Below are 26,305 nucleotides of genomic sequence, written 5' to 3' on the forward strand. Positions count from 1 at the left end.
CCGCGCGCCTATCCTCGTCGGCATGGACATACGCGTCCTGGGGCCGATACAGGTATTGAGCCCCACCGGTGTGGACGTCACTCCCACCAGCCCGAGCCAGCGAACGGTGATTACCGTCCTGGCCGCCGAATTCGGGCGATATGTCGACGCTGATTCATTGATCGAATCCCTGTGGGGTTCGACTCCCCCGGAGTCGGCCCACCGGACTCTGCGCAGCTATATGTCGCGGTTGCGCGCAGCGCTCGGTCCGGTGATCAACTCCACCGCCGCGGGCTATTCCCTCGATCGCACCCGCATCCGTCTCGACGCCGACGAGTTCCGGATGGCGACCGAGGTGGCCAGAGATCTGCCGGCCACCACCGCCGCCGAGCATCTGCGCGGCGCGCTCGCACTGTGGCGCGGCAAGGCATTCGGAGAACTCGCCGGGCTACCCCAAATCGCTGCCACCGCACATGGACTCGAATTGATCCGAATCAGTGCGCGCGAACACTTCGCCGATGCACTGCTGCGATCGGGCGATCACGACAACGCGATCGTCGAGGCCGACGCACTTGTCACCGAGCATCCACTCCACGACTCTGCCTGGGCGTTGCTGGTGCGTTCCTACACCGCTGCCCGTCGACAAGCCGAGGCGATCAACACTTTTCGTCGTGCCCACCGGGCATTGACCGAGGCGGGACTGGAACCCTCCGAGGATCTGCGTCGGGCGCAACAGGCGGCGTACGACCTCCCGGCGCCAACGCGCCCCACGCCTGATCCGCGCGATGACGCCGGTCTGGTCGGCCGAAGCCACGACCTCGATGCGATCTCTTCCCTACTGGAACGGACGAATCTGGTCACCATCGTGGGTCCGGGTGGCGTGGGGAAAACCGCGGTGGCCCGGGCCGTCGTCGATCGCTACCGCGGTCACGGCAGCACCGGCGTCCGCGTTGTCGAACTCGCTGCGCTCACGGATCCGAGCGCTGTCTCCGAAGCGGTGATCACCGGCATCGGACTGACCAGCGACGCCGGCGACCCCCTCGACGCCTTGCGTCCCGCCCGCGATCTCGATCTCCTTGTGCTCCTCGACAATTGCGAACATGTCTTGGACGCGGTCTGCGCGGTGACGGCCGCATTGCTCGGCGATGGTGACGGTGCGCTTCGCATCATCGCCACCAGTCGCGAACTGCTGGGGATGCCCCGCGAATACGGATGGCCACTGCGGCCACTCGGTACAGGTGGACCCGATCCGGCTGCGCAACAGTACTTTTCCATACGTGCTGCGGCAGCCCGTCCCGATGCGCTCGGCCACGGCGACACCGCCGTCGTCAACCGGATCGTCCGGAGTCTCGACGGTCTACCGCTTGCCATCGAATTGGCCGCCGCGAGACTGGCAACACTCGGCGTAGCCGATCTGGCCGATCAGATCGAGGCGAACATCGCCGGGTCCACCGACACCACCCCGCTGACCCGGCGCGGCGGCGAACCTCGGCATCGAACGCTGAGGGCTGCCATCGACTGGTCGCGCGACCTGCTCCCCGCCGAGGCCCGAGACACCTTGGACCAGTGGACGGTGTTCGCCGGAGCGGTCCGCGCCGACGATGCCGCCGCCATCTTGCGGGTCGACCCGGCGATGATCGACCTGCTGGCAAGGCAGTCGTTGCTGTCCACTGAGATCAGTTCCGGCCGAACCTATTACCGCATGCTCCAGACCGTGCGTTCGGTGGTCGGTCCGCCCGCCGATGAGACATCGCACGCGCATTTGCGCTACTACGGTGCCGTCGCGGCCGAGTGCGCCCGGATCCTGCAGACCTCCGAGGAGCACCGAGCGCATGTTCGCCTGACCGAGTTGATCGACGAACTTCGCGTCGCCCACAGCCGGGCCCGGGTCCTCGACATCGATGCGGCAGTGGCACTGTCGGTGGATCTGCACTGGTTCGGCGTGTCTCGTCTGCACACCGAACTGCTCGGCTGGGCAGGCAAGCTGACTCCGCTGGTCCAGGATCGGCCCGAGCTCGCCGCAGCCGTCGATGCGACCACGGCCTACCGTCTGGTGATCGCCGAGCAGCTCGATTCGGCCCGGGTACGAGCCGAGAGCGCCTTGCGTGCGAACCCTGACCCCCGGGACCGCATGCACGCGCTCGAAGCACTCGGCGATTGCACCCTGTTCGAGGGCGACCTCGTCGCAGCGCACCGCCATTACGGCGAACTGGTCGACGTCGGCACCGCGATGGGCCACAGGTACTACGAGCTGATCGGCCGGATAGGACAGATCATGACTCTCGCGTACGGAGGCAGACGTGCCGATGCCGCGGCCGGCCTGCAGAGACTCGATGACGACTTCGCAGGCGCAGACCTGAGTCCCACCCAATCGAGCTGGCTGCAGTACATCCACGGGGAAGCCGTCCTCGACGACGAACCCAGAGCTGCCGGCGACGCTTTCGATCGGTCGATCGAGCTCGCGGACTCCGTCGAAAGTCGTTACGTCGCCGGGGTCGCGAGAGTTTCGGCGGTCAGCCTGCAAGCCCGCACCGGTGACCCGGGTGCGGCGTTGAAGCGTTACGCCGAGGTCATCGAACACTGGCTCGGCACCGGATCGTGGTCGCACCTGCTGACCACCATGCGCAATCTGGCATCCACGCTGGAAACCGTGGGTGCCGACCGCGCCGCCACCCAACTCATCGGCGCGGTCTGCCGCCCCGACCAGACCCCGTCGTACGGAACGGAGGCCGCCCGGCTCGCGGATGCCTCCGACGCCCTGCGCGTCGGACTCGGAACCGAAGTGTTCAACGCCGAGTATGCGGCAGGCGCAGCCCGCGATCTGTCGACCGCGGGCCGGATCGCCGTCGCCGAGATCCGGAGCCTGCTCGGGCGCCGGACACCGTCATTGGAGGCGGTAGAACCGGAACAGGTCGTGATCGATGTCGACGACCGTCGCACCATCGAATCCAGCTGAGCGAGCGTAGCTTTCGAGCGTCGAATAGCGCATCACCGTCCCGGTTGCGGCACTGTCCGGGTCGGACATCCCATCGGGTAGACAGCACAGGATAGAGAATCCGTAGAGAAGCTGTTCGACGGGTCCGGCGTCGGCGGAGAAGGTTTCCGCGGTGCGCTCATCCATGATCACCACCGGGGCGGCGGCTGCTGCGATCCGTCGCGCGGTCGCAAGGAATGCCACCGGATCGGACAGGTCGTGGACGCATTCGAATGCGAACACCGCGTCGTACCGACCAGATAGGTCGGATTCCCGCAGGTCGGCGATCTTGAATTGCACCCGGTCCCCCACACCGTGGGCCGCGGCGTTTCGGGTGGCCGCCGCGATGGACGCTGCGTCGACGTCGAAGCCGTCGACCGTGATCTCGGGATAACCCAGGGCCAGGGCGATCGCCGACCAGCCTTCGCCACAACCGATGTCGGCAACCCGGCCGGGCGACTGCAACCGGCTGTGCAGGTCGGGCACCTTCGGAATGAACTCTTGGGCGAGCTGGCCGAGGAACATGGGCCGGTTGGCGTAGGCCTGCGCCTCGCGGGCGTCGGTGCCGAGCTGCTGCCACGACACGCCACCACCGTTGCGGTACGCCTCGATCAGAGCGGGCAAGGCCGCGCCCGTGGCCGCGAAGAAACGCGATATCGACGCCATGTAACTCAGGCTGTCCTGGTTCACCAGAACCTCCGCGTGCGCCGGTGGCAATGCGAACCGGACGGGCTCGTGCTCCGTCAACGCCGTGATGTATCCGGCAACGCTTTGGTGTTCGAGCCACTCGCGGGCGTACCGGGCGACGGTGCCCGTTCGGTGCGCCAGCTCGTCGGCGGTCATCGGCCCCTCGGCCGCAAGCGTCCGGTACCAGCCGAGTCGATCGCCGAGATAGAGCGCAGAAACGTTCTGCGCTCCCAGCAGGTCTGCGAACACGGCGTCGGCGAACTGATCGACCGACGATTCGGATGCGGTAGGTGATGTGGTGCTGGTCATGGCACGATTCCTGTCCTCGTATCGAATGATTCGAGTTCAACGATCGCGCCCGGACATTGCAGCCCGGATGCAGCTCGGTTGCATCCGGGCTAGCCGGATGCCCCAGCGACTACTTCTCTTCGGCCGCCAGCTGCCCACAGGCCGCGGCGATCTCCTGGCCCCGGGTGTCGCGAACCGTGCACGACACACCCTGGGCGAGGACACGTCTGACGAACTCGCGCTCGGCGGGCTTGGGGCTGGCATCCCACTGCGAACCCGGTGTCGGGTTGAGCGGGATCAGGTTCACGTGCACCAGCGGGCCGAGGGCCTTGCGCAGCTTGTCGCCGAGCATGTCGGCACGCCAGGGCTGGTCGTTGATGTCGCGGATGAGGGCGTATTCGATCGAGACCCGGCGACCGGTGCTGTCCGCGTAGTAGCGCGCGGCGTCGAGCACCTCTTTCACCGACCACCGGTTGTTCACCGGGACCAGGGTGTCGCGCAGTTCGTCGTCCGGGGTGTGCAGGGACACCGCGAGGGTGACGGTGAGGCCTTCATCGGCCATCCGGCGGATCGCCGGGGCCAGGCCCACCGTGGACACCGTCACCGACCGCTGGGAGATACCCAGACCGTCGGGTGCAGGCGAGGTGATCTTCCGAACGGCGTCGATCACACGCTTGTAGTTGGCCAGCGGCTCACCCATGCCCATGAACACCACATTGGACAGGCGGCCGGGCTCGCCCAGCTCCCCATCACGCATCGCACGGGCCGCAGACCGGACCTGATCGACGATCTCGGCGGTCGACAGGTTGCGGTCCAGGCCGCCTTGCCCGGTGGCACAGAACGGGCAGGCCATGCCGCAGCCGGCCTGACTCGAGATGCAGAGCGTGGTGCGGTCGGTGTAACGCATCAGTACCGATTCGAGCAGGGTTCCGTCGTGCAGCCGCCACAGTGTCTTGCGGGTGGTGTTGTCGTCGCAGGCGATGTGCCGGACCACGGTCATCAGCTTCGGAAACAGCGCCTGTCCCACCGGTTCGCGCATCGCCGCAGGTAGATCGGTCATCTCGGCGGGATCGGCGTTGAGCCGCGAGTAGTACTGACGGGCCAGCTGGTCCGCGCGGAACTTCGGGAGGCCGAGTTTGGCGACCGCCGCAACACGTCCTGCGGCGTCCAGATCTGCAAGGTGTTGTGGAGGCATGCCGCGTTTGGGCGCGTCAAACACCAGCGGAATCGGAACTGTCATGGTTAAAGCGTGACGTAGATCCGTCGCAGATGCCAATTTCACGACTGTGATTGTCGTCGGGCGACAGTCAGAGGACTATGGACATATGACGCAGCCGACAGATGGATATCCGCAGGAACCCGCGGGTTATGAGAACCCGGACCAGACTCCACCGGAAACCAACCCGGTCGGTGGCGACGTGCCCGTCGCCGATCACCGGGACGAACTTCGGCGCCAGGCCCTCGACGATGTGAAGCACACCCGTACCCGCGCCGCCTGGGTCGGCCTGATCGTCGGCGCGGTCATCACCCTGATGTTGCTGGTGTTCATCGTGCAGAATCTCGACAAGCAGAGCATCGACTTGTTCTTCTGGACGGTCAACCTGCCCCTCGGGGTCAGCTTGCTGATCGCGGCCATCCTGGGCGCGGTCATCACCGCAATTGTCGGCAGCCTGCGGATGTTGCAGGTCCGCCGGGCCGTCAAGAGGGCGCAACCCTGAGTTCCCGACAGTTCTGAATCCCGGGCGTCCCTGGCTACGACTAGAGCAGGGCGCCCAGGATTGCCCAGACCACGAAAGCGGAAGGCAACAGCGAATCGAGGCGGTCCATGATGCCGCCGTGACCGGGCAACAGTGTTCCCATGTCCTTGATCCCGAGATCGCGCTTGACCTGTGATTCGACAAGGTCGCCGAGCGTGGCGCAGACCACCAGTACCGGTCCGAGGATCAAACCGATCCACCATTGCGCGTCTACGACGAACACGATGGTCAAGATCGACCCGACGATGCCGAAGACCAGGGAACCGACCAAACCCTCCCACGACTTCTTGGGACTGATGGCCGGTGCCATCGGATGCTTGCCCAGCAGCACACCGAACACGTAGCCGCCGACGTCCGAGCAGACCACCACGATCATCAGGGTGAACACCCGGGCGGCGCCGTTGTCCTCGAGGACCATCGACGCACCGAACGAGCCCATCAGCGGGAGCCAACACAGCACCAGCGTGGTGCCGGCAAGATCTTGCAGGTAGTTCTCGGGCGCGGAGTTCAGTCCCTGCGCCAACAACTTCCAGATCATCGACACCAGCACCGTCGCGGCCAACGCGACGATCGACGCCGTGACACCCCATGGCCAGCTCACCCACATCATGGCCTGACCGCCGACCAGGATCGGGATCAACGCGACGTTGATGCCGTTCTCACGCAGCCGCTTGGTGACTTCCCAGCTCGCGACGCCGATGGCCACGGCGACCACGGGGAACCACACCTCGGGTATGAAGATGAGGATCAGGATCAGCGACACACCGAGTGTGCCGCCCACACCGATGGCAGCCGGTAGGTCACGTCCCGCGCGGGAAGTGGAGCCCTTGGGCTGCGGACCTGGTGTGCCCTGCGGCCGATTCGTATCGGTCACCTGATGCCCTGCTCCTTCAGTCACCGCCAGAGGTACGTCACCAAACGGTGACTCAGACCTCAAGCAGTTCCGCTTCCTTGTGCTTGACCAGCTCATCGATCTGGGTGACGTATGACGAGGTGGTCTTGTCGAGATCTTTCTCGGCCCGCGTCACATCGTCTTCACCGGCTTCGCCGTCTTTTTGGATGCGCTTGAGCTCATCGACGGCCTTGCGGCGCACGTTGCGGATGGAGACCTTGGCGTCCTCACCCTTCGACTTGACCTGTTTGACGAGCTCGCGGCGGCGCTCTTCGGTCAGCTGTGGAATCGAGATCCGAATGATGTTGCCATCATTGGTCGGGTTCACACCCAGGTCGGAATTGCGGATGGAGGTCTCGATGGGCCCCAACGTGCTGGCCTCATACGGCTTGATGACCACCATGCGCGCTTCGGTGGTGTTGATGGAAGCAACCTGCGTGATCGGGGTCGGCGAACCGTAGTAGTCGATGGTGACCCGGTTGAACATCGCCGGATTGGCGCGTCCGGTCCGGACCGAGCCCATGTCGTCGCGCGCGACACCGACAGCTTTTTCCATTTTTTCCTCGGCGTCCAGGAGCGCGTCGTCGATCATGGTGTCCTCCGTTGTCGTGTGCTCGTGCTTTGTGGGTATGGCGACCGGTCAGGTGCTGACCAGTGTTCCGATCTTCTCACCTGCGACCGCTCGGGCAATGTTCCCCTGCTCCAGCAAATTGAACACCAGCATCGGCATCTGGTTGTCCATACACAGGCTGAAGGCTGTCGCGTCTGCAACCTTGAGGCCCTTTTCGATGACCTCGCGGTGCGTGATCTCGCGGTAGAGCGTGGCGTCGGGGTCGACCCGCGGATCGGCGGAGTAGACACCGTCGACGCCCTTGGCCATCAGCACGACCTCGGCCTTGATCTCGAGGGCGCGCTGCGCGGCGGTGGTATCGGTGGAGAAGTAGGGCATGCCCATGCCGGCGCCGAAGATGACGACGCGGCCCTTCTCGAGGTGTCGCTCGGCGCGCAACGGAATGTATGGCTCGGCGACCTGACCCATGGTGATGGCGGTCTGCACGCGCGTGACGATGCCGCGCTTCTCCAGGAAGTCTTGCAGCGCAAGGCAATTCATGACCGTACCGAGCATGCCCATGTAATCGGAACGTGAGCGCTCGAGGCCCCGCTGTTGCAGCTCGGCGCCGCGGAAGAAGTTGCCACCACCGATGACAACTGCCACCTGGACACCCGAATTGACCACTTCGGCGATCTGGTCGGCAACGGTCGAGACAACATCGGGATCGAGCCCGACCTTGCCGCCGCCGAACATCTCGCCACCGAGCTTGAGAAGCACGCGCTTGAATCCGGTGCGCTCGGGCGTGATGTCCTCGGTCATGTGGGGTGTCCCTTCGTTGTGCCGGTGTGCGTCAGACTAATTCTGACGCCCGTCACTTTGTGATCTACATCTGGGTGATCTGCGTCGGGCTCGATCGTATCGGGACCATTGCACAAAAGAACCCCGGCGAATCAAAGGATTCGCACGGGGTTCCTTGCACAAAAATCAGGCCTGTCCGACCTCGAAACGGGTGAACGACACTACTTGAGCGCCCGCCTCTTCGAGAACAGCCTTGACGGTCTTCTTCGAATCCGTGACCGAAGCCTGATCGACGAGGACGACGTCCTTGTAGAAACCGTTGACGCGACCTTCGACGATCTTGGAGAGCGCAGCCTCGGGCTTGCCCTCCTCGCGAGCGGTCTGCTCGGCGATGCGACGCTCGGAAGCGACCACATCCTCGGGGACCTCGTCACGGGTTGCGTACTTGGCCTTGAGTGCGGCGACCTGCATCGCAGCGCCGCGAGCGGCCTCTGCAGCAGCATCGGAGTCACCGGTGTACTCGACCAGGACACCAACGGACGGCGGCAGATCCGACGCGCGCTTGTGCAGGTACGAGGCAACCTTGCCACCGTGGTAGGCGACACGGCGCAGGACCAGCTTCTCGCCGATCTTGGCAGCAAGCGCCTGAACGAGCTCGTCGACCGTGCCGTCGCCGACCTTGGCGGCCTTGAGGACCTCCACGTCGGACGTCTTCGCGGCAACCGCAGCGTCGAGAACCTGGGCCGCGAGGGCCTGGAACTCATCGTTCTTCGCAACGAAGTCGGTCTCAGAGTTGATCTCGATCATCGCGCCGTCTTTCGCGGCGATCAGACCTTCGGCCGTGGACCGCTCGGCGCGCTTGCCGACGTCCTTGGCACCCTTGATCCGCAGCTCTTCGACGGCCTTGTCGAGATCGCCATCATTGGCGGCCAGAGCGTTTTTGCAATCGAGCATTCCCGAACCGGTCAGTTCGCGGAGCCGCTTGACGTCAGCGGCGGTGTAGTTCGCCATGGGTGGGCGAGCCTCCTGTTGTCGAATGATTCTGGAAGTTGTTGGACCAGAAGTGGATCAGGCCTGAGCAGGGGTTTCCGCGTCAGCGGCGGGAGCCTCGGCTGCCGGAGCTTCTGCTGCCGGAGCTTCTGCGGCGGGGGCGGTGGCCTCCGTCAGCAGTTCCTGCTCCCACTCGGCGAGGGGCTCGCCGGCTGCGTTCTCAGGCTTGGTGTCGGACGAACCCTGTCCGGCGCGTGACTGCACACCTTCGGCAACCGCAGCAGCGATCACGTGGGTCAGCAGCGCCGCCGAGCGGATTGCGTCGTCGTTACCCGGGATCGGGTAGTCGACCAGGTCGGGGTCGCAGTTGGTGTCCAGGATCGCGATGACCGGGATGTTCAGCTTGCGAGCCTCGGAGACAGCCAGGTGCTCCTTGTTGGTGTCGACGACCCAGATGGCCGACGGAACCTTGGCCATGTCCCGGATACCACCGAGGGTGCGATCCAATTTGGTCATCTCACGCGTGAGCATGAGGATTTCCTTCTTGGTGCGGCCTTCGAAGCCACCGGTCTGCTCCATTGCCTCGAGGTCCTTCAGGCGCAGAAGGCGCTTGTGGACGGTCGAGAAGTTGGTGAGCATGCCGCCGAGCCAGCGCTGGTTCACGTACGGCATGCCGACGCGGGTGGCCTCTGCGGCGATGGATTCCTGAGCCTGCTTCTTGGTACCGACGAAGAGGATGGTGCCACCGTGGGCAACCGTCTCCTTGACGAACTCGTACGCCTTGTCGATGTAGGTCAGCGTCTGCTGCAAGTCGATGATGTAGATGCCGTTGCGATCGGTGAAGATGAATCGCTTCATCTTGGGATTCCAACGACGGGTCTGATGCCCGAAATGAGCGCCGCTGTCCAGCAGCTGCTTCATGGTTACGACAGCCATGTGTTCACTTTCATGTGCAGTTTGACGTCGGCATCCGGTTGGTCGCCGACCCTGGCACCTGTCAGGTGTGGAACCCTCTGTCAAAGAAGGACTGCCCACACCCCGTGTCGGACGGACTGACGTCAGCCGACCGCAGGCGCGCGAAGTCACTCCCACCGAGGCGAGAGCGCCATATGAGTCTACGCGCGCCGGGCCTCTAGGAGAAATCGCCTCTCCACGTCACGTGCCGCTGATTGTCAAGTCCCCCTGCGCAACTGTGGATGATCAACCGCGTACTCCCCAGACACTTCCCTGACCTGGCCCGATCCCCCATCACCGGTCAGCATCTTCAGTATGGCCTTCCGGCGGCGACTGCGTCGAGCATCAACGTCGATGATCGCCGCGCTGGTCATTTTCTCGCTGCTGAACGCGCCCTCGGCGCCGCTTGCGGGCGCAGCTCCGGCCGTCGGCAGCGATCAGGCCTACAGCTGGCCGCTGTCCCCGGTGCCATCGGTACTGCGCCGATTCGAACCACCGCCGCAGCGCTGGCTCCCCGGACATCGGGGTGTGGACCTGGCGGCCTCGCCCGGTGCGGTTGTCAGATCGGCAGGCGCTGGGGTGGTGCACTTCTCGGGTCAGGTCGCGGGCAAACCGGTGGTGTCGATCCGGCATTCCGACGGGTTGTTGACCACCTACGAACCGGTGACCGGCTCGGTGCGGGCCGGGACCGTTGTCGGCCGCGGGTCGCCGATCGGGGTCCTCGAGTCCGGACATGCCGAATGCCTGCGGGGTTGTCTGCACTGGGGCGCACGCCGTGGGGCCGGGGCGTCGGCGGTGTACCTCGATCCCCTGGCCCTGCTCGGACTGGTCCGGGTACGACTCAAGCCGCTGCAGCCGGGTGACGGTTGACCGGTCTCACGCTCTCGGATGTGCCTGGTCGTGCACTTTTCGCAGGCGTTCGACGCTGACGTGCGTATAGAGCTGTGTGGTCGCCAGGCTGGCGTGACCGAGGAGTTCTTGCACGACCCGCAGGTCGGCGCCGCCTTCCAACAGGTGCGTGGCGGCACTGTGCCGCAAGCCGTGCGGACCGAGATCCGGCGCATCGGGCAGAGCCCCCAGCACTTTGTGGACGACGGTCCGGGCCATCCGCTGATCGAGCCGTCCCCCTTTCGACCCGACCAGCAGCGCATGACCGGCTTTGGGTTGGGCCAGCGCCGGGCGGCCCACTCGCAGCCACCGATCGATGGCAGCGGCGGCCGGGGTGCCGAACGGCACCGTTCGTTCTTTGTTGCCCTTACCGATGACACGCAGCACGTTCCGGGAACGATCGACGTCGTCGATGTCGAGGCCACAGAGTTCCCCGACTCGAATTCCGGTGGCGTACAACAATTCCACGATGAGCTGATCGCGTTGCGCGATCGGATCGTCGGGATCGTGGTCGGGCGCCGCCGGGGTGAGTGCGGCCGTCGCCTGATCGGCGCTGAGGACACCGGGCAATGTGCGGTGCGCCTTGGGTGCCTGCAGACGGGTGCCGGGGTCGACTGCCAGGATGCCTTCGCGGGTGGCCCACGCGGTGAATCGCTTGGCCGATGAGGCCTGTCGCGCGATGGTCGTCCGGGCGGCGCCACCTTTGCTGTGGGCCGCGAGCCACGCTCGCAGGGTTGCCAGGTCGATCGCCGAGGGCGCCAGGCCGCGAACACCGGCAAAGCTGATCAGCGAACGGATGTCACCGAGGTAGGCACGCACGGTGTGCTCGCTGTGCCCGCATTCGAGCTGCAGATAGCTCTTGTAGTCCTCGATGATCGATGCGCTCACCCGCTCAGCCAATCGATCTGCGCCGACGGTCGCAAGCCGCCACACCCCCAACCCCGATATTGTGCCCTTTTGGTTATGCCGACCTGGGCAAATGCTCGCCAAGAGCGCACATCATCGGGATCGGGACGGCGCTAGCTTGCGCCTTCGAGCGTTCGCTGGCCCGCTTTCCACTGACGGAAGCCCTCTTCGGTGTGCCCGCGTCGCCAATAGCCACTGATCGAGGCGTTGCCGGCGGGCACTCCGCGTTCTTTGCGGATGTATCCGCGCAGATTCTGCATCACGACTTCGGCTTCGCCGTGGATGAACACCTGCACCGAACCGGGCAGCCACTCGGCGTTCCGGACCGCAGCGACGATCGGGGCGTTGGCCCCGCCCAGCTCATCGGTGATCGCATCAGAACCGACGCCGCGGTGCAGCCAGACGATCTCGGCGGTGTCCGGGGCGATCAGGTCGACTTCGTCTTCGGGTCCGGCAACTTCGATGAATGCCTTCACGACGGTTCCGTCGGGCATGACCTCGAGGGCTGCTGCCAGCGCCGGGAGTCCCGCTTCGTCACCAGCGAGCAAATGCCAGTCGACGTCCGTCTTCGGGCGGTAACCGCTGCCCGGCCCGAAAAACCGGATCTCCTCGCCGGGCTGGGCCGCAGCGGCCCAGGGACCGGCGATGCCCGCCTCGCCGTGGACAACGAAGTCCACCGCGATCTCACGTGCGGCATGGTCGACCCGCCGGACTGTGTAGGTACGCAGGATCGTCGGCTCATCACCGTGAAGCTTGGCTCGAATCCGTTGCAGTCCGCGTGGTTTGGTGGCCTCCGCTTCCTCTGCCGGAAACATGAACTTGATGTACATGTCGGTGTCGTCGTTCGCCTGGAAGTCGTCGAATCCGGCGCCCCCGAGGTACACCCGCACCAGATGGGGTGTGAGTTGCTCGGTTCGCTGAACCGTCATCGTGTTTTCGCGCTTCGCCACGCATACGTCCTCTCGTCAAAGGCGGGTGGGCCGACGGTCTTCGTCAGGCCGGCTCCAGCCACCCGCTCCACCGTACCCGAAAATAGGTAACCCTAAGTAGTGTGGATCACACATGTCCGCCGCTACGGTCTTCCCATGCCAACGATTCTGATCACCGGAGCATCCCGCGGAATCGGACGCGCAACGTCCCTACGGCTCGCGTCATCGGGGTGGGATGTGCTTGCCGGAGTACGCGACGAAGCGGCGGGTCGTGATCTGAAGAGCGCATCGCCGGATCGGATCACGCCGGTCACACTCGACGTCACCGATGGTGAACAGATCCACGCGTTGAACGACGTGTTGCCCGACCGTCTCGATGCCGTGGTCAACAACGCCGGAATCGTCGTGGGTGGTCCGGTCGAGACCATTTCACCGGAGCAACTGCGTCATCAGTTGGAGGTGAACGTAGTCGGTCAGCATGCCGTGACGCAGGCCGTTCTACCGCGACTGCGGGCAGCGCGGGGCCGGGTGATTTTCGTGTCGTCGGTCAGCGGACGGATCGCGACGCCGATGACCGGGGCATACAACGCATCCAAGTTCGCTCTCGAAGGGCTGGCAGACGCGCTGCGAATCGAGTTGCGGCCCTGGCATGTTCGGGTTGTCTTGATCGAACCCGGGCAGACCGATACCGATATCTGGCGTGACGCCGAGTCCACGCTGGACAACAGCCTCACCGAACTCTCGGATGCGGACCGAAAGCTGTACACCAAACACATCAACGGATATCGCAAGGCGATCTCGTCGGCGCAGAAGGCTGCAGTACCGGCCGAGATGGTGGCGGCATCGATCGAGTCGGCGCTGACGGCCACCCGTCCCCGCGCCCGCTACGTGGTGGGTGCAGCGAACAAGATCTCGGCCCCGTTGGTCGGGTTGCTACCAACAGCGCTGTCCGACTTGATCATCGGCAAGGTCACCGGCGTCCCGAAGACACCGTGAGATCTGCACGTCACCCATCCCGAGCCAACCTCCAGCCCGAACCGTTGGTGTTGAGCATCCCTCGGGCCTCGAGGACCGCCAGCGCCGATCGGACCTGCCGCACATCGAGTCCGCACGCAAACGAGATCTCACCGATCGTCAGGGATCCAGAAGCCGGAACGGCGTCGTAGACCCGCAACTGGTCGGCATCGAGGCTGTCGGTGCGACGGCCGAGCGGACCGGCCTCCGGCCCCACGGCATGTGCACCTTCCGGCTGCGCGAGGCGTAGGACGTCACGCGAGTCGGTCACCAGCTGCGCAACACCGTCGGCAATCATCCGGTGGCAACCCACCGACGTCGCCGAGGTGACCGGCCCGGGTACAGCGCCAAGTGGTGTCCCGAGCTTGCGGGCCCAGGCCGCGGTGTTCGCCGCACCGCTGCGGTGACCGGCCTCGACAACTACGACTGCCGACGACAGGGCGGCCACCAGTCGGTTCCGGGTGAGGAACCGGTGTTTGGCTGCGGTGGTACCGGGCGCGTACTCACTGATCACCATTCCGGTGCGGGCGATCTCGGACAACAACCGCGCGTGACCCGCCGGATAATCGCGATCGATGCCGCAGGCCAGTACCGCGATGGTGAGACCTCCGGAGGCAAGCACGTTGCGGTGCGCAACGCCGTCGATCCCGTACGCGCCGCCCGACACCACGGTCCAGCTCTCGGCGGCCAGCCCATTCGACATCAACCCGGTGACATGCTCGCCGTATCCCGACGCCGCGCGGGACCCCACGATTGCGATCGATCGGTCGACGGCCTCGTCGAGTTCGACTGGTCCTCGCACCCACAAGGCCAGCGGTTCGCCGCCTTTCGCGGCGGTGTCGGCCTTGCTCAGGGTCAGCAGTTGCCAACCCGGCCATTCGGTGTCGTCCGGTGTCACCAACCGGCCACCGAGTCGCGCCGCCGTCTCGAGGTCTGCAGCGGCGGTGTTGACGCCGAACCGCGCTTCGGTCAGCCGAAGCACCTCAGCGTGTTTCGGCGGGATCACCCTGGTGGCAACGGCCTTTGCCGCCTCGCTCACCCCGACGTCGGCAATCAACGTACGCAGCGCCGCGCTGGGCGGTTCGGCAACGGCGGCCAGATATGCCCAGTCCCGCCGCTGGTGTTCGTCGAGCACTACTCCCCCTCAGTTGTATCCGCGGTCACGGAACATCAGTGCCTGTGCCACATGGTCTTCCGACGGCTCGCCCGCGCCGGCCAGATCGGCGAGCGTCCAAGCAAGTCTCAACGCGCGATCGGCCCCTCGGGCGGTGATGCGACCGTCTCGCAGGAAAAGTTCGATCGGACGGGTCACGTCTGGCGGCAGCCGGAACTCCCCTCGCCGCAGCACCGAACCGGGTACTTCCGAGTTCGTCTGCCAGCCTTGTCCACGCCATCGTTCCCGGGCCGCGCCGCGGGCCGCGATCACCCGCTCACGGACCTCGGCACTCGTTTCAGCGGCACCAGCGGTCAGCGCGGCGTTGCCGGGCGGATCCATCCGGACCCTGATGTCCACCCGGTCCATCAGCGGACCGGACAACTTCCCCAGATAACGGCGGCGGGCTGTTGGTGAGCACACGCAGTCCACATCGTTGGCGGGCGCGCAGGGACAGGGGTTTGCGGCCAGGACGAGCTGGAACCGAGCCGGGAATCGCGCCACCCCGTCACGGCGGGCGACCCGAACCTCACCGTCTTCCAACGGTGTTCGCAGGGTTTCGAGCACCTTCACCCCGAGTTCGGCACATTCATCCAGAAAGAGAACTCCCCGATGTGCCCGAGACACCGCACCCGGTTTGGCCATCCCCGTCCCGCCACCGATCATCGCCGTCACCGTCGTCGAATGATGTGGCGCAATGAACGGCGCCTCGGTCACCAACGGATGATGCTCCGGCAGACCACCGGCAATCGAATGGATCGCGGTGACCTCCAACGCCTCCGACTCCCCCAACGGCGGCAGAATCCCCGGCAACCGACGCGCCAACATCGTCTTCCCGATCCCCGGCGGACCCGTCAGCAACAGATGATGGGCACCGGCGGCCGCGATCTCCATCGCATACCGCGCCTCATCCTGACCCACCACATCGCACAGATCCGGAGACACCGACGCCGGCGCGCGCTGTACCGTTTCACACACCGTGTCCAGCACATTCGCACCCCGCAGCCACCCCAACACCTCCCGCAGGTGTGCCGCCCCACCAACCTCGATCCCCGAGACCAGCGTCGCCTCTGCGACATTCGCCAGCGGCACAACCACATACGCGAAACCCGCCTTACGCGCCGCGACCACCGCAGGCAATACACCCCGCACCGGCCGCACCCGCCCATCAAGGGCCAACTCTCCGATGAACACCGACTTCTCCAACAACGCCGACGGCTTGTCGGAATTCGCGGCCAACACCGCAAGCGCCAGTCCGAGATCAAAGATCGAGCCCGCTTTCGGCAGCGTCGCAGGCGACAACGCCAACGTGATCCGCCCCTCCGGCCATTTCTGCGCCGCACCACCGGACTCATCGGCAGAACCCTTGTTTGCTGCCGCGGTATTGGTGATCGCCGCCCGTACCCGATCCTTGGCCTCCTTCAAGGCCGCATCCCCCAAACCCACCAGATGCACCCCCGGCAACCCCTGCCCGATCGACGCCTCGATCTCGACCACGACCCCCTCGACACCGCTCAGGGCCACCGACCTCACCCGACCGAGCTTCACCTCAGAACACCCCACGCAGATGCGAAAACGTCGGCTGGTCCGCCGAATTCAACTGCACGGCGATCACGTCGAAACGCACCACCGGCCATCCCCGGTCCTGCTCGCGCAACCACAGCGCCGCCAGCCGCCGCATCCGCTTGTACTTCTCGAACGACACCGCTTCGGCGGCATCAGCGAACAACGACCCCGTCCGCGCCTTGACCTCCACCACCACCAACGCGATGCCGTCAACAGCGATCACATCCAACTCGCCGTAGCGACAACGCCAATTGCGAGCCACCACCACCCAGCCCGCGTCCTCCAAAAACCGGACGGCCAGATCCTCACCCAACTGCCCGACCTCACGACGCGACAGCCTCGCGCCATCGCGACCCGAATGATCTCCCGACTGATTCATGAACCAACCATGACGACCACCACCGGCACACCACCGAAAAACCGGCCACAGAATCCTCTCCTGTGGACACAGAACCGAACTGTGGAAAGTCGGGACTACTTGAGCTACCCCTCCGCGATGAGTTCACCCATCACAAAGTCGCGCGATACCAACTGCGATACCCAACCCACCTCCGGCAATCCGGCAGCACTGAACAGCGATGCTGCCGGCCTTCCGATCAACCCAGTTCACCCGTTGTGCCACAGGAGATCTCAGGGCGGACTGTCCGACGCAGTTGTGGCAGGCTGGTGACATGGCCGAACTATTGCTGGTCAGTCGATGGCTGGACGCCGTCCCCGGATTCCTGACGCCCCGGACCAAACCAGGCGCACGCATCGGCTTCGTCCCGACGGCGTCATCGATCTACACCGACCGCAGCTGGGTGGATTTCGACCGCGCAACATTGAGCGGTCAGGGCTGGGAAACGACCGAACTCGACATCGAGACAATGCCGGCGACCGACATCAAGGATGCGCTGACCTCCGTCGACGCCGTTTTCGTCTCCGGCGGCAACGTCTTCCACCTACTCGCGGCGATGCGGCGCACCGGCTTCGCAGACGTGCTCACCGAACACGTCCGTGCAGGTCTTCCGTATATCGGTGCGAGCGCGGGCGCCTGCGTCGTCGGCGCCGACATCGAACCGCTCGGCCTGCTCGACGACCCGACCGAAGCGAGCGGATTGCGCTCGACCGTGGGGCTCGGCTGGATCGATGAGGTCATCGTGCCGCACGCCGAAGGAATCGTGTCGGGTCGCGCGGTCATCGAGGAGGTCGCCCGCCGCTACGGCAAGCAATTCACGCTCCGTCTGCTCGCCGACGATCAGGCGCTGCTCGTCTCAGACGGCTCCCGGTCGGTGATCTCATCCTGAGTTCATCCTTTGTGCGACAGCATATCCCGCAGACGCCGTGCGAGAAATCCCCCGACTAGTCGCCCAGAACCCCATCCTCGGGCAGACGCAGATCCTGCTTCTCGAGTTCTTCGATGTTGACGTCCTTGAACGTGATCACCCGCACCTGCTTCACGAAGCGGGCCGGACGGTACATGTCCCACACCCAGGCGTCGCTCATGCGGACTTCGAAGTAGACCTCTCCGTCGGCGTTGCGGGGCACCATATCCACCGCATTGGCGAGATAGAACCGTCGTTCGGTCTCAACCACGTAGGTGAATTGACCGACGATGTCCTTGTATTCGCGGTACAGGGACAGTTCCATCTCGGTTTCATACTTCTCGAGATCCTCGGCGCTCATCCTGTAAGGGTAACGCGCCCGCACCACCTCACTGTGCACCGAGGACAACTATCAGGGCACCGAGGACAACTATCAGGGCACGCGGACGCGCATCCGCACATTGCGATACGACATCCGATGCTGGTCCGACGGCCCCAGGTCATCAAGACAGCTCATGTGCATCTGCGTGCTGTATCCCTTGTGGACCGCAAATCCATACCCGGGAAGCTCACGATCCATGGCGACCATGATCCGGTCCCTGGTGACCTTTGCGATGATGCTGGCGGCGGCAATACAGGCCGCTGCCCCGTCGCCGCCGATCACCGGAAGTGAGGGAGCGGTCAGACCGGGCACCAGAAAGCCATCGGATAGCACGTATCCGGGGCTGACCGGCAGACCTGCCACAGCCCGTCGCATGCCCTCGATATTGGCCACGTGGATCCCGATCCGGTCAATCTCATCGGCATCGACGATCACGGCCGACCACGCCAACGCATGACGGGTCACCGACTTGTACAGCTTTTCCCTGGTCGACTCACTCAATTTCTTCGAATCATCAAGTCCCGCGAGCGAAACCAGCTGAGTCGGCTTGAGAACACAGGCCGCCACGACCAGCGGGCCCGCACAGGCTCCGCGACCGGCCTCATCGACCCCGGCGACCGGCCCGAGTCCACTGCGATTGAGGGCGGCCTCGAAAGTCCGAAGGCCGGCCGCTCGTCGCATCGCCACCCGGGGTGGCCACTTCGTTGCCGCGGACATCGTTACTTCTGCGGGTTGATGGACTCTACGCTGCCGAAGCGGGAGAACGGGTAGATGATCAAGCGGACTTTGCCGCGAATGTCATCAACCGGAACCATGCCGTGCAACTGGTCATCCATGTGGTAACGAGAGTCGGCGGAATTGCCCCGATTGTCGCCCATGACCCAGACCTGTCCCTCAGGTACATCGAGCGGACCGAAATCGGGACCGAAGCACGAGTTGAGTTCGCCATTGGCGTCCAGGAGTTCCGCAGGCCGGAGCTCTGCGTTCTTGCGCTGCAGCTCCAGGTCGATGTACGGCTCGACCAAGGGCTTGCCGTCGACCTTGGCGCCGGTGCCATCGGCATTGTGGCACTCGATGCGCTGGCCGCCGACCGCGATCACACGCTTGACCAGATTGTTCTCGTCGGGCGGCGCGAAGCCGAACCACGACAATGCGTTCTGAGAGCCGCGGACCAAGGTGTTCGATGACCGAGGGGATTTCCATCCCAGATCCCACGACGATGTCGGCGCCTTGAAGACGACAACATCCCCTGGCTCGGGATCACCGAAGCGATAGGACAGCTTGTCGATCACGATGCGATCGTTGGTGCAACCGTCGCATCCGGTGAGAGTTGGCTGCATAGATTCCGAAGGAATCACATACTGCCGCCCGATGAATGTCTGCAGCACCCAGGTGAGCAGCAGCACACAGACGATGATGATGACGGTTTCGCGAAGCAGAGAGCCCTTTTTCTTGGGCTTACGGCCATCACCATCGTCCAGGCTGCGCCAGGGGCGCGGGGAGTCATCCGATTCGGACGGAATGTCGCTGGCGGGTTCGTTTCCGTAAGGATGCGAACCGTCAGGAGTGCGGGGGGTGTCGACCACGCCGCAAGCCTAGTGTGTCAGCGCTTTTCTTTGATCTTCGCGGCCTTGCCACGCAGGTCGCGGAGGTAGTAGAGCTTCGCACGACGAACGTCACCGCGGGTCAGGATCTCGAGCTTGGCCAGGTTCGGGCTGTGAACCGGGAAGGTGCGCTCGACGCCGACACCGAACGACACCTTGCGAACCGTGAAGGTTTCGCGGACGCCACCACCCTGACGACGGATGACAACACCCTTGAAGACCTGAACGCGTTCTTTCGAGCCCTCGATCACCTTCACGTGAACATTGAGGGTGTCACCCGGACGGAAGTCGGGGATGTCGTCGCGCAGGGACTTGTTGTCCAAGAAATCCAGAGTGTTCATATTGTCGGTCCAATCCTGTCGGCGTGAGCAGAGGAACCTAGCGGCCTTGCGGCTCGACTGGTTCGTGCTCTGATTCGTTTGGTCTCCGCGACAGATCAGCGAACAGGAGAACCTGGTGGCTGACCGTCGATCGGCAACTGGTCAATTGTGCCAGAAGGACCCCGCCCGTGAGAAATCGCATTGGTCAGCACCAACTCGCCGGACTCCCCTGGTGCCGGCGCGGCATGGACCACCACATCGAGTTCGGCCTCAGCTCCGGCCTTGGCGTGTGCGACGTCCGGTTTTCCGGCCATCAGGTCCTGCATGAAGATCTTGGCCCGGATCAGCGGGCGCCGAATGCGGCGTTCCCGGCGTACCGCCGCAGCCATCTTCTTCTCGCGCTTGGTGTAACGCCACCGCGCCCACGGAGAAGTCGGACGAGCCAACCGGATCGATCCGATGATCAGCAACGGGAAGATGAACAGCCCGATCAACCCGGTCCAGATCTTGCCCTTGAGCAGAACGATGCCGGTCAGTACCGCAACAACAACCAGGGAGACGCCCAATGCGACCAACGACACGACATCGCCGGTGTCGGCGTCGTCGATCTCGAAGGGGCGAAAACCCATCAGCAACAGGCCCATGACCGCGAGGGCAACAAATACCGCATCGATCGATGCCCGTCCCTCTTCGGCCCAGTACACATCTCTCAGATAGAAGATGAGCGCGAACTCGTCGAGTACCAGCGCCGCCCCGATTCCGAACAGCCCGGCGAAGATCGAAAGCACCACCTGCGAACCGTTGATCGACATCGCGATCAGGCCCAGGCCCGAGATCATCGTGAGCACGGTCCCGAACACGACGTGGTGAATGTGCATCCCGCCCGGTGTCACGTTGTTGAACCACCAGCTGACCTCGGCGCGGATCAGCCGGACACTGATCCGGATCCCGAGAAAGCCGAGGATGAATCCGACATACGCCACGAACAGCGGTAGTCGCCCGTTGTCGACGATGTTCTCCTGGAACCAGTGGGCCATTCGAAGAGATTATCCCCCGATGTGATCGCGAAGGACATTTGCGACCAAAACGGTCGAACCGGTCGCGGCACACGCCTCGCAGACGAGTTCCCGCAGGCCATCGCGCCCTTTGCCGGCGATTCCGAACTCGAGGGCCGCGACGGCACGTGCCCGGCTGAACTCCGTCCGGTATTCCGACATCCGCCCCGCATGCCCGGCCGACAACGCGGCCCCATCCAGTCGGGCTCGCATCGATCCGACCGACAGTCGGTGGGCCGGACCGACCGGCCGATTCGCTCGCCAATCGGTCAATACAGCGGTGATCACGCCATCGGTCGGAACCGCCGCGGCATCGAGCGCGGTCACCGTCAGGATCAGGCCGGCACGACTCACCTGCCGCGGTTCGACACGATCGACCAGAGCCGCGACGCCTGATCCGAGCACGTCGATGCGATGCGCGGTCACTGTCCGGAGTCCTCGTCGCTGCCGTCGCCGACGCCGACATTCTGGGCTCCGCTCTCGGCGATCTCGGCGGCAACCTCAGGAGGCGGTGGCGTGGCGGCACAGATCGCCAACGGTTCGATGTCGCGGTCGGTGAAGTAGCTCATGATCGCGAGTTCGGGTGCGCGCCCATCGCCCACCACGACCTCGTGTGATTCCAGCGACGTACCCGGACGCAGGTATCCACCCAGTTCACTGGTCCCGACCACCACGACGTGGCGGCCGTCGCCTGCCGCACCCAGGCCGACCGCAAGCCGGATCCATGGCGCCACCTCCGGTGGCTGGACAGCGGCCAGGTGAGCTGCCCGGGAGCGCAGCATCGCCAGATCGATGTCGGCGACATCGTGGTCCGATCGATGGCCTGCGCCCGCATGCGCCATCCCGCCGGCCAACGCGCCGGCCATGGCCCCACCCATCGGGGCCATCATGGGGGCTCCCCCGGCGCCGGACTGGTTTTCGCCGCGTTCGGAATCACTCTTCGATGCCAGGTCGTCGGTGATCTCTCGGGTTCGCCAGTCGAGTTGTCCGGCGGCCGCAGTCATCACCCGGGCCGCCGCGTCATGTGCACCCGACAGCCTGGTGGTGTCGCCGGACGCGGTCGCCACAACCTGACCTGCCAGCACGTCTCGATCGGCGATCGCCGCAACGACGGTGAGCCGTTCCTGCGTCTCGGCGACCGCATCACCGTAGGTGCGCGTGGTGGTGGCATGGTGGGCCAGACGGTCGATCACGGTGGTCAGATCGACGTCGACGATGCGGCGGGCCTGCTCCGTCATCGCGATCACGGCATGTCCGTCACCGGTCGCCGCGATCTCACGGACCGCATCATCGAGGATGGCCTGCACTTCTGAGAGGCGCTGCGCCAACGCCGAAAACCGCTCCGCGGCGAGATCTACTCGATCCGGATCTGTTGTCGGCCACAGCTTTTCCAGCAGATCAGCAACGGGATCACTCAGCATTGCCGGGTTCCGAGCGCGCCGGCAGCCGCGGTGTCCACGTCGCCGAACTCGGCGGAGGCCCGGGTGAGGTTGGCACTGAAGGCAAGGACGGATGACCGGACAGCCCGTAGTTCCGCCTCGGTCACACGGGCCAACGCGGACTGGGCCGAGTCGAACGCGGCACCGGTGTGGTGGCCGGAGCAGTCGCGCCGTAGATCACCGACGATCGCATCGACCTCTGCCAGAATCGCCTCGACCTCCCCGACCAGCGGGGCGAGCCGGTGTACCGCGGCGGCCAGTGCCGCGTCGTCGACAAGCAGGTCACTGCCGGGTCTCTCGTCCATCACGTCCCCTCCCGCGCGGCGACCTCATCGAGATCCCGATAGTGCGGCCCCGGGTTTTCGACGATCTGCTCGGTCAGCTGGTTCCGTTGGACGGCGAGTTCGCCATCTGCTCTTGCGGCGAGTTCACAGATCAGGGACGACAACTGGTCGGCGCGATAGCGGCGCAGCGCAAGGGGTTCCAGACGCAGGTCGATCAGGGCGCCGCGGGCATTGGTGACCACTGTGACCAGTCGATCCGTCGAGGTCACCTCGACGGTCATCGTGCGCAGTTGTTCTTCGACATCGCGCAGTTGGGCCCGCTGCCGGTCGACTTCATCGAGCAGGGAATCCCATGCCCGTTTGCTCACCGCCACTGTCCTTGCGGATTCCGTACTCATCGCCACCCCCCAATGGTGTGCGGAGATCCTAACCCGCGCCGGACTCCGTCGGGTCGGGTGGCAGCAGATCGGGCGGCAGGAGATCGGGACGACGGGCACGGGTCCGTTCGATGGACTGCTCACGGCGCCAGCGTTCCTGTTTGGCGTGATCGCCACTGAGCAACACCGGCGGTACGTCCAGACCCCGCCACGACGGTGGCCGGGTGTAACTCGGCCCTTCGAGCAAACCGTCAGAGAATGAATCCTGCTGATGCGAGTTCGCATTGCCCAGAACCCCGTCGATGAGACGGACGGTGGCCTCCACCATGGCCATCACGGCCACCTCGCCACCGATGAGTACGAAGTCTCCGATCGAAACTTCTTGGACCCGAACACGTTTGGCTGCATCATCGATGACCCGTTGGTCGATACCCTCGTAGCGACCGCAGGCAAAGACGATATGCCGTTCTTTGCTCCAGGCGTGGGCTGTCGCCTGGGTGAACGGAACACCGGCCGGCGTCGGTACCACCAACAGGGCGTCATCCGGACAGACCTCGTCGAGGCAGGGACCCCACACCGTGGGTTTCATGACCATCCCGGGACCGCCACCATAGGGCGAATCATCGACGGCCCGATGCACGTCGTGGGTCCAGTCGCGGAGGTTGTATGTGTCGAGCGCGAGGATACCCCGGTCAATTGCCTTGCCGAGCAATGCCATTCGCATCGGCTCGAGGTACTCGGGGAAAATCGAGACGACGCCGATCCGAAGGGCCGGCTGTGACGTCTCCGCCGGTGAAGACCCCTCGGTCACTCTGGATCCAGCAGGCCGTCAGGGGGGTCGATCTCGATGAGATCGGGACTCACCGTTGGGACGATCGCCGTCACGAACGGAATGAGGATTTCACGGCCGTCGGTCGTTGTGACCGACAGCAGATCGCCACCGGGCATGTGAAGAACGTCGGTGACAACACCGACATCGTCGCCGGACACGGTCCGGACCGGGGCTCCTTGGAGCTCATGATCATAGAACTCGTCGGGGTCGTCACCAGAGGAGACATCGTCGGTGTCGATGAGGAAGAGCGTCCCGCGCATGTCGGAGGCCGTGTCGCGGTCGGTGACCTCCGCCAGGGTCAGCAACAGCCGCCCGGAATGATTCCGGGCGGCCGTCACCGTGTAGTTGTTCTCGACAAACGTGTTCTTGCCGGTCGACTTGCGTCCACGAAGGACGCTGCCGACGGCAAAGCGTTCGCCGGGTTCATCGGTCCGGACGTCGACCACCAATTCACCGCGCACGCCGTGCGTTTTGGCTACGCGGCCGACAACCAGATCCATGTGTCTACTACCGATCAGCGATCGGTGTCGACGATGTCGACCCGCACACCCCGGCCACCGATACCGGTGACAAGCGTGCGCAACGCGGTGGCCGTACGACCGTTACGGCCGATGACCTTACCCAGATCCTCCGGGTTCACGTGAACCTCGACAAAACGTCCGCGCCGACCGGTGACGAGCTCAACGCGCACGTCATCCGGGAAGGCAACGATGCCGCGAACGAGATGTTCGACTGCGTCAGCGACAACGACACTCACTTGTCGGTTGCCTCAGAAGCGGGGGCCTCGGCTGCAGCCTCGTCGGCGCTGCTGTCGGCCTTCTTGGCGGCCTTCTTCTTCGGGGTGGTGGCCTCTGCAGCGGGTGCGTTGTCGGCAGCGGCGAGCGCGGCGTTGAACAGATCCACCTTCGACGGCTTCGGCTCGGCAACGCGCAGGGTGCCCTCGGCGCCCGGCAGGCCCTTGTGCTTCTGCCAGTCACCGGTGATCTTCAGGAGTGCGGCGACGGGCTCGGTCGGCTGTGCGCCGACTCCCAGCCAGTACTGCGCGCGCTCGGTGTCGATCTCGATGAGCGAAGGCTCTTCCTTGGGGTGGTACCGACCGATGGTCTCGATGGCCCGGCCGTTGCGGCGGGTACGCGAGTCGGCGACGACGATGCGGTACTGGGGATTGCGGATCTTGCCGAGGCGGGTGAGCTTGATCTTGACAGCCACGAGTTACTTCCTTCTATGGTCACAGTGCAATTCAGCGACGTTTCGGAATTGAAACGCCCGGTTTTGCTGTTCGTGTGGTGTGACCGCCGGTCGGTGTTGAGCCGGGTCCGGCGAACCAGCTAGCCATTCTGCCAGAGTCGGGCCCCTGAACTGAAATCAAGCCGTCACCGACCGGCCCTCCCCGTCGCCGACAGCCAACCGGACTTCCTCCGCGATGAGGTCGGCGTTGATCTGGGCGCCGGCCATCGCTCCGGCGGCGGCCGCGGCGGACACCTGCGCCATCAGATTGGTGATGTTGCCTGCGGCCCAGACGCCCGGCACGGACGTCACACCGTTCTCGTCTGCCGGGATGTGCTCGCCGACACCCATCGGATGCTCCTGCGATTCGAGACCGAGGTCGTCGAGGAATCCTGCGCGGGCGACAAATCTCGGCGTCACCGTCAGTGCTTCCCGCTCGACGAACGTCCCGCCCGCGAGCCGGACGCCGGTGAGTTTGTCATCGCGTGACTCCACCGCGACCACCGCGCCTTCCACAACCTTGATCCCACGGGCCGACAGCGCGGCTGCATCCTCTCCGGACAAGCTCAGCGCGTCGTTGAGGAAAAGCGTCACGTCCCGACTCAACTGACGGAACATCTGCGCCTGATGGATCGCCCACGCGTTGACCGCGAGGACGCCGATCGCCTGGTCGCGCACCTCCCAGCCGTGGCAATACGGGCAGTGCAGCAGATCTTTGCCCCACCGCTCCCGCAACCCGGGGATGTCGGGCAATTCGTCGATCAATCCGGTGGTCAACAGCAGCCGGCGCGCGCGGACGGTCTGGCCGTCGGCAACGGTGACCGCAAATCCGGCATCGACGGTGCCGTCGACCTTGACGACCTCGCCGTCGGCCAGGTGGACGCCGTACCGGAGGACTTCCTCGCGGCCGATCCCGAGGAGCTCGGCCGGTGCAATTCCTTCCCTGGTGAGAAAACCGTGCACCCCCGCGGCCGGCGCGTTGCGCGGAGCGCCGGAATCGATGACCAGGACCGATCGCCGGGACCTTCCCAGCATCAAAGCCCCGCTCAAGCCCGCGGCACCACCACCGACGACCACTACGTCGTATTCACTCTGCATCTGTTCAGTCATGTCCCCACCCTGCGCTCCCCTCACGAATTCCGGCAAGTTTGTT

31 protein-coding genes are annotated in these 26,305 nt (G+C 64.8%); 5 read left to right on the forward strand and 26 right to left on the reverse strand.

What is annotated here, in order from left to right:
- Positions 1 to 22 precede the first annotated feature (22 nt).
- Positions 23 to 2,935, forward strand: a complete 2,913-nt coding sequence (locus AC56PL_RS18345; protein WP_497154677.1) for an AfsR/SARP family transcriptional regulator — start codon at positions 23 to 25, stop codon at positions 2,933 to 2,935.
- Here the strand turns inward: AC56PL_RS18345 and AC56PL_RS18350 are convergent.
- Together AC56PL_RS18350 and rlmN are read right to left on the reverse strand one after the other, a co-directional pair.
- Positions 2,864 to 3,949, reverse strand: coding sequence for a class I SAM-dependent methyltransferase (locus tag AC56PL_RS18350; protein ID WP_497154678.1), 1,086 nt, complete (start codon positions 3,947 to 3,949; stop codon positions 2,864 to 2,866). The two genes, AC56PL_RS18345 and AC56PL_RS18350, sit on opposite strands and share 72 nt — an antisense overlap.
- 109 nt (positions 3,950 to 4,058) lie before the next feature.
- Positions 4,059 to 5,168, reverse strand: a complete 1,110-nt coding sequence (gene rlmN, locus AC56PL_RS18355; RefSeq protein WP_495516753.1) for a dual-specificity RNA methyltransferase RlmN — start codon at positions 5,166 to 5,168, stop codon at positions 4,059 to 4,061.
- A gap of 85 nt (positions 5,169 to 5,253) precedes the next feature.
- Between rlmN and AC56PL_RS18360 the strand changes: the two genes are divergently transcribed.
- Complete coding sequence (locus AC56PL_RS18360; protein ID WP_495516754.1) at positions 5,254 to 5,646, forward strand: lipopolysaccharide assembly protein LapA domain-containing protein; 393 nt, start codon at positions 5,254 to 5,256, stop codon at positions 5,644 to 5,646.
- A 40-nt stretch (positions 5,647 to 5,686) separates the two neighbouring features.
- Here AC56PL_RS18360 and AC56PL_RS18365 read toward each other — a convergent pair whose 3' ends face one another.
- The 5 genes from AC56PL_RS18365 to rpsB form a co-directional block, all read right to left on the reverse strand.
- Entirely contained in the window at positions 5,687 to 6,655 is a 969-nt protein-coding gene (locus AC56PL_RS18365) for a phosphatidate cytidylyltransferase (protein WP_495516755.1), read from the reverse strand.
- The gene (gene frr / locus AC56PL_RS18370; RefSeq protein WP_497154679.1) at positions 6,612 to 7,169 is read right to left on the reverse strand and encodes a ribosome recycling factor; all 558 of its coding nucleotides are present in this window, start codon (positions 7,167 to 7,169) and stop codon (positions 6,612 to 6,614) included. The genes AC56PL_RS18365 and frr overlap by 44 nt, the downstream gene beginning before the upstream one ends.
- Before the next feature lie 48 nt (positions 7,170 to 7,217).
- The gene (gene pyrH / locus AC56PL_RS18375) at positions 7,218 to 7,949 is read right to left on the reverse strand and encodes a UMP kinase (RefSeq protein ID WP_495516757.1); all 732 of its coding nucleotides are present in this window, start codon (positions 7,947 to 7,949) and stop codon (positions 7,218 to 7,220) included.
- Positions 7,950 to 8,114: 165 nt separating this feature from the next.
- On the reverse strand, positions 8,115 to 8,939 hold the full coding sequence (tsf, locus tag AC56PL_RS18380) for a translation elongation factor Ts (protein WP_495516758.1): 825 nt from the start codon (positions 8,937 to 8,939) through the stop codon (positions 8,115 to 8,117).
- A gap of 57 nt (positions 8,940 to 8,996) precedes the next feature.
- Positions 8,997 to 9,854 (reverse strand): 30S ribosomal protein S2, encoded by an 858-nt coding sequence (rpsB, locus tag AC56PL_RS18385; protein ID WP_495516759.1) that lies wholly within the window; start codon positions 9,852 to 9,854, stop codon positions 8,997 to 8,999.
- A 333-nt stretch (positions 9,855 to 10,187) separates the two neighbouring features.
- Between rpsB and AC56PL_RS18390 the strand changes: the two genes are divergently transcribed.
- A complete protein-coding gene (locus AC56PL_RS18390) occupies positions 10,188 to 10,742 on the forward strand; it encodes a peptidoglycan DD-metalloendopeptidase family protein (protein WP_495516760.1) in 555 nt (184 codons plus the stop codon).
- Between the two features lie 6 nt (positions 10,743 to 10,748).
- Here the strand turns inward: AC56PL_RS18390 and AC56PL_RS18395 are convergent, their stop codons facing one another.
- Both AC56PL_RS18395 and AC56PL_RS18400 read right to left on the reverse strand, forming a co-directional pair.
- Positions 10,749 to 11,648, reverse strand: coding sequence for a tyrosine recombinase XerC (locus AC56PL_RS18395; RefSeq protein ID WP_497154680.1), 900 nt, complete (start codon positions 11,646 to 11,648; stop codon positions 10,749 to 10,751).
- Between the two features lie 131 nt (positions 11,649 to 11,779).
- Positions 11,780 to 12,616 (reverse strand): siderophore-interacting protein, encoded by an 837-nt coding sequence (locus AC56PL_RS18400; RefSeq protein ID WP_497154681.1) that lies wholly within the window; start codon positions 12,614 to 12,616, stop codon positions 11,780 to 11,782.
- Positions 12,617 to 12,751: 135 nt separating this feature from the next.
- Here AC56PL_RS18400 and AC56PL_RS18405 point away from each other — a divergent pair, with 135 nt between their 5' ends.
- Entirely contained in the window at positions 12,752 to 13,591 is an 840-nt protein-coding gene (locus AC56PL_RS18405; protein ID WP_497154682.1) for an SDR family oxidoreductase, read from the forward strand.
- Positions 13,592 to 13,601: 10 nt separating this feature from the next.
- Here AC56PL_RS18405 and dprA read toward each other — a convergent pair whose 3' ends face one another.
- From dprA to AC56PL_RS18420, 3 genes are read right to left on the reverse strand one after another with little or no spacing between them, the layout of a single operon-like run.
- Positions 13,602 to 14,744, reverse strand: a complete 1,143-nt coding sequence (dprA, locus tag AC56PL_RS18410) for a DNA-processing protein DprA (RefSeq protein ID WP_497154683.1) — start codon at positions 14,742 to 14,744, stop codon at positions 13,602 to 13,604.
- A gap of 9 nt (positions 14,745 to 14,753) precedes the next feature.
- Positions 14,754 to 16,310, reverse strand: a complete 1,557-nt coding sequence (locus AC56PL_RS18415) for a YifB family Mg chelatase-like AAA ATPase (RefSeq protein ID WP_497154684.1) — start codon at positions 16,308 to 16,310, stop codon at positions 14,754 to 14,756.
- Between the two features lies 1 nt (position 16,311).
- Positions 16,312 to 16,707 carry a YraN family protein gene (locus tag AC56PL_RS18420; RefSeq protein WP_495516766.1) on the reverse strand — a complete coding sequence of 132 codons (396 nt, stop codon included), beginning with the start codon at positions 16,705 to 16,707 and terminating at the stop codon, positions 16,312 to 16,314.
- A 292-nt stretch (positions 16,708 to 16,999) separates the two neighbouring features.
- Here AC56PL_RS18420 and AC56PL_RS18425 point away from each other — a divergent pair, with 292 nt between their 5' ends.
- Positions 17,000 to 17,614 (forward strand): Type 1 glutamine amidotransferase-like domain-containing protein, encoded by a 615-nt coding sequence (locus tag AC56PL_RS18425; RefSeq protein WP_497154685.1) that lies wholly within the window; start codon positions 17,000 to 17,002, stop codon positions 17,612 to 17,614.
- Between the two features lie 55 nt (positions 17,615 to 17,669).
- Here the strand turns inward: AC56PL_RS18425 and AC56PL_RS18430 are convergent, their stop codons facing one another.
- From AC56PL_RS18430 to AC56PL_RS18495, 14 genes are all read right to left on the reverse strand, one after another.
- Positions 17,670 to 17,993, reverse strand: coding sequence for a DUF2469 domain-containing protein (locus tag AC56PL_RS18430; protein ID WP_020107290.1), 324 nt, complete (start codon positions 17,991 to 17,993; stop codon positions 17,670 to 17,672).
- 72 nt (positions 17,994 to 18,065) lie between these two features.
- Positions 18,066 to 18,731, reverse strand: coding sequence for a ribonuclease HII (locus AC56PL_RS18435; protein WP_497154686.1), 666 nt, complete (start codon positions 18,729 to 18,731; stop codon positions 18,066 to 18,068).
- Positions 18,732 to 18,733: 2 nt separating this feature from the next.
- Positions 18,734 to 19,600, reverse strand: coding sequence for a signal peptidase I (lepB, locus tag AC56PL_RS18440; RefSeq protein WP_495516769.1), 867 nt, complete (start codon positions 19,598 to 19,600; stop codon positions 18,734 to 18,736).
- A 17-nt stretch (positions 19,601 to 19,617) separates the two neighbouring features.
- Entirely contained in the window at positions 19,618 to 19,959 is a 342-nt protein-coding gene (rplS, locus tag AC56PL_RS18445; protein ID WP_495516770.1) for a 50S ribosomal protein L19, read from the reverse strand.
- 95 nt (positions 19,960 to 20,054) lie between these two features.
- Positions 20,055 to 20,975, reverse strand: coding sequence for a hypothetical protein (locus AC56PL_RS18450; RefSeq protein WP_497154687.1), 921 nt, complete (start codon positions 20,973 to 20,975; stop codon positions 20,055 to 20,057).
- 9 nt (positions 20,976 to 20,984) lie between these two features.
- Positions 20,985 to 21,419, reverse strand: coding sequence for a hypothetical protein (locus AC56PL_RS18455; protein ID WP_497154688.1), 435 nt, complete (start codon positions 21,417 to 21,419; stop codon positions 20,985 to 20,987).
- Positions 21,416 to 22,414 carry a WXG100 family type VII secretion target gene (locus tag AC56PL_RS18460; RefSeq protein ID WP_497154689.1) on the reverse strand — a complete coding sequence of 333 codons (999 nt, stop codon included), beginning with the start codon at positions 22,412 to 22,414 and terminating at the stop codon, positions 21,416 to 21,418. The genes AC56PL_RS18455 and AC56PL_RS18460 overlap by 4 nt, the downstream gene beginning before the upstream one ends.
- Positions 22,408 to 22,737 carry a hypothetical protein gene (locus AC56PL_RS18465; protein ID WP_497154690.1) on the reverse strand — a complete coding sequence of 110 codons (330 nt, stop codon included), beginning with the start codon at positions 22,735 to 22,737 and terminating at the stop codon, positions 22,408 to 22,410. The genes AC56PL_RS18460 and AC56PL_RS18465 overlap by 7 nt, the downstream gene beginning before the upstream one ends.
- Positions 22,737 to 23,084 (reverse strand): YbaB/EbfC family nucleoid-associated protein, encoded by a 348-nt coding sequence (locus AC56PL_RS18470; RefSeq protein ID WP_497154691.1) that lies wholly within the window; start codon positions 23,082 to 23,084, stop codon positions 22,737 to 22,739. Before AC56PL_RS18470 ends, AC56PL_RS18465 begins: the two co-directional genes overlap by 1 nt.
- Before the next feature lie 58 nt (positions 23,085 to 23,142).
- The gene (gene trmD / locus AC56PL_RS18475; protein WP_497154692.1) at positions 23,143 to 23,904 is read right to left on the reverse strand and encodes a tRNA (guanosine(37)-N1)-methyltransferase TrmD; all 762 of its coding nucleotides are present in this window, start codon (positions 23,902 to 23,904) and stop codon (positions 23,143 to 23,145) included.
- The gene (gene rimM / locus AC56PL_RS18480; protein ID WP_495516777.1) at positions 23,901 to 24,425 is read right to left on the reverse strand and encodes a ribosome maturation factor RimM; all 525 of its coding nucleotides are present in this window, start codon (positions 24,423 to 24,425) and stop codon (positions 23,901 to 23,903) included. The genes trmD and rimM overlap by 4 nt, the downstream gene beginning before the upstream one ends.
- A 14-nt stretch (positions 24,426 to 24,439) precedes the next feature.
- Positions 24,440 to 24,682 (reverse strand): RNA-binding protein, encoded by a 243-nt coding sequence (locus AC56PL_RS18485; protein WP_482139001.1) that lies wholly within the window; start codon positions 24,680 to 24,682, stop codon positions 24,440 to 24,442.
- Positions 24,679 to 25,134, reverse strand: coding sequence for a 30S ribosomal protein S16 (gene rpsP / locus AC56PL_RS18490; protein WP_495516778.1), 456 nt, complete (start codon positions 25,132 to 25,134; stop codon positions 24,679 to 24,681). Before rpsP ends, AC56PL_RS18485 begins: the two co-directional genes overlap by 4 nt.
- Before the next feature lie 156 nt (positions 25,135 to 25,290).
- Positions 25,291 to 26,250 (reverse strand): FAD-dependent oxidoreductase, encoded by a 960-nt coding sequence (locus AC56PL_RS18495; protein WP_495516929.1) that lies wholly within the window; start codon positions 26,248 to 26,250, stop codon positions 25,291 to 25,293.
- Between the last annotated feature and the right edge of the window lie 55 nt (positions 26,251 to 26,305).

The sequence above is a fragment of the Williamsia sp. Y721 genome (assembly GCF_059683565.1).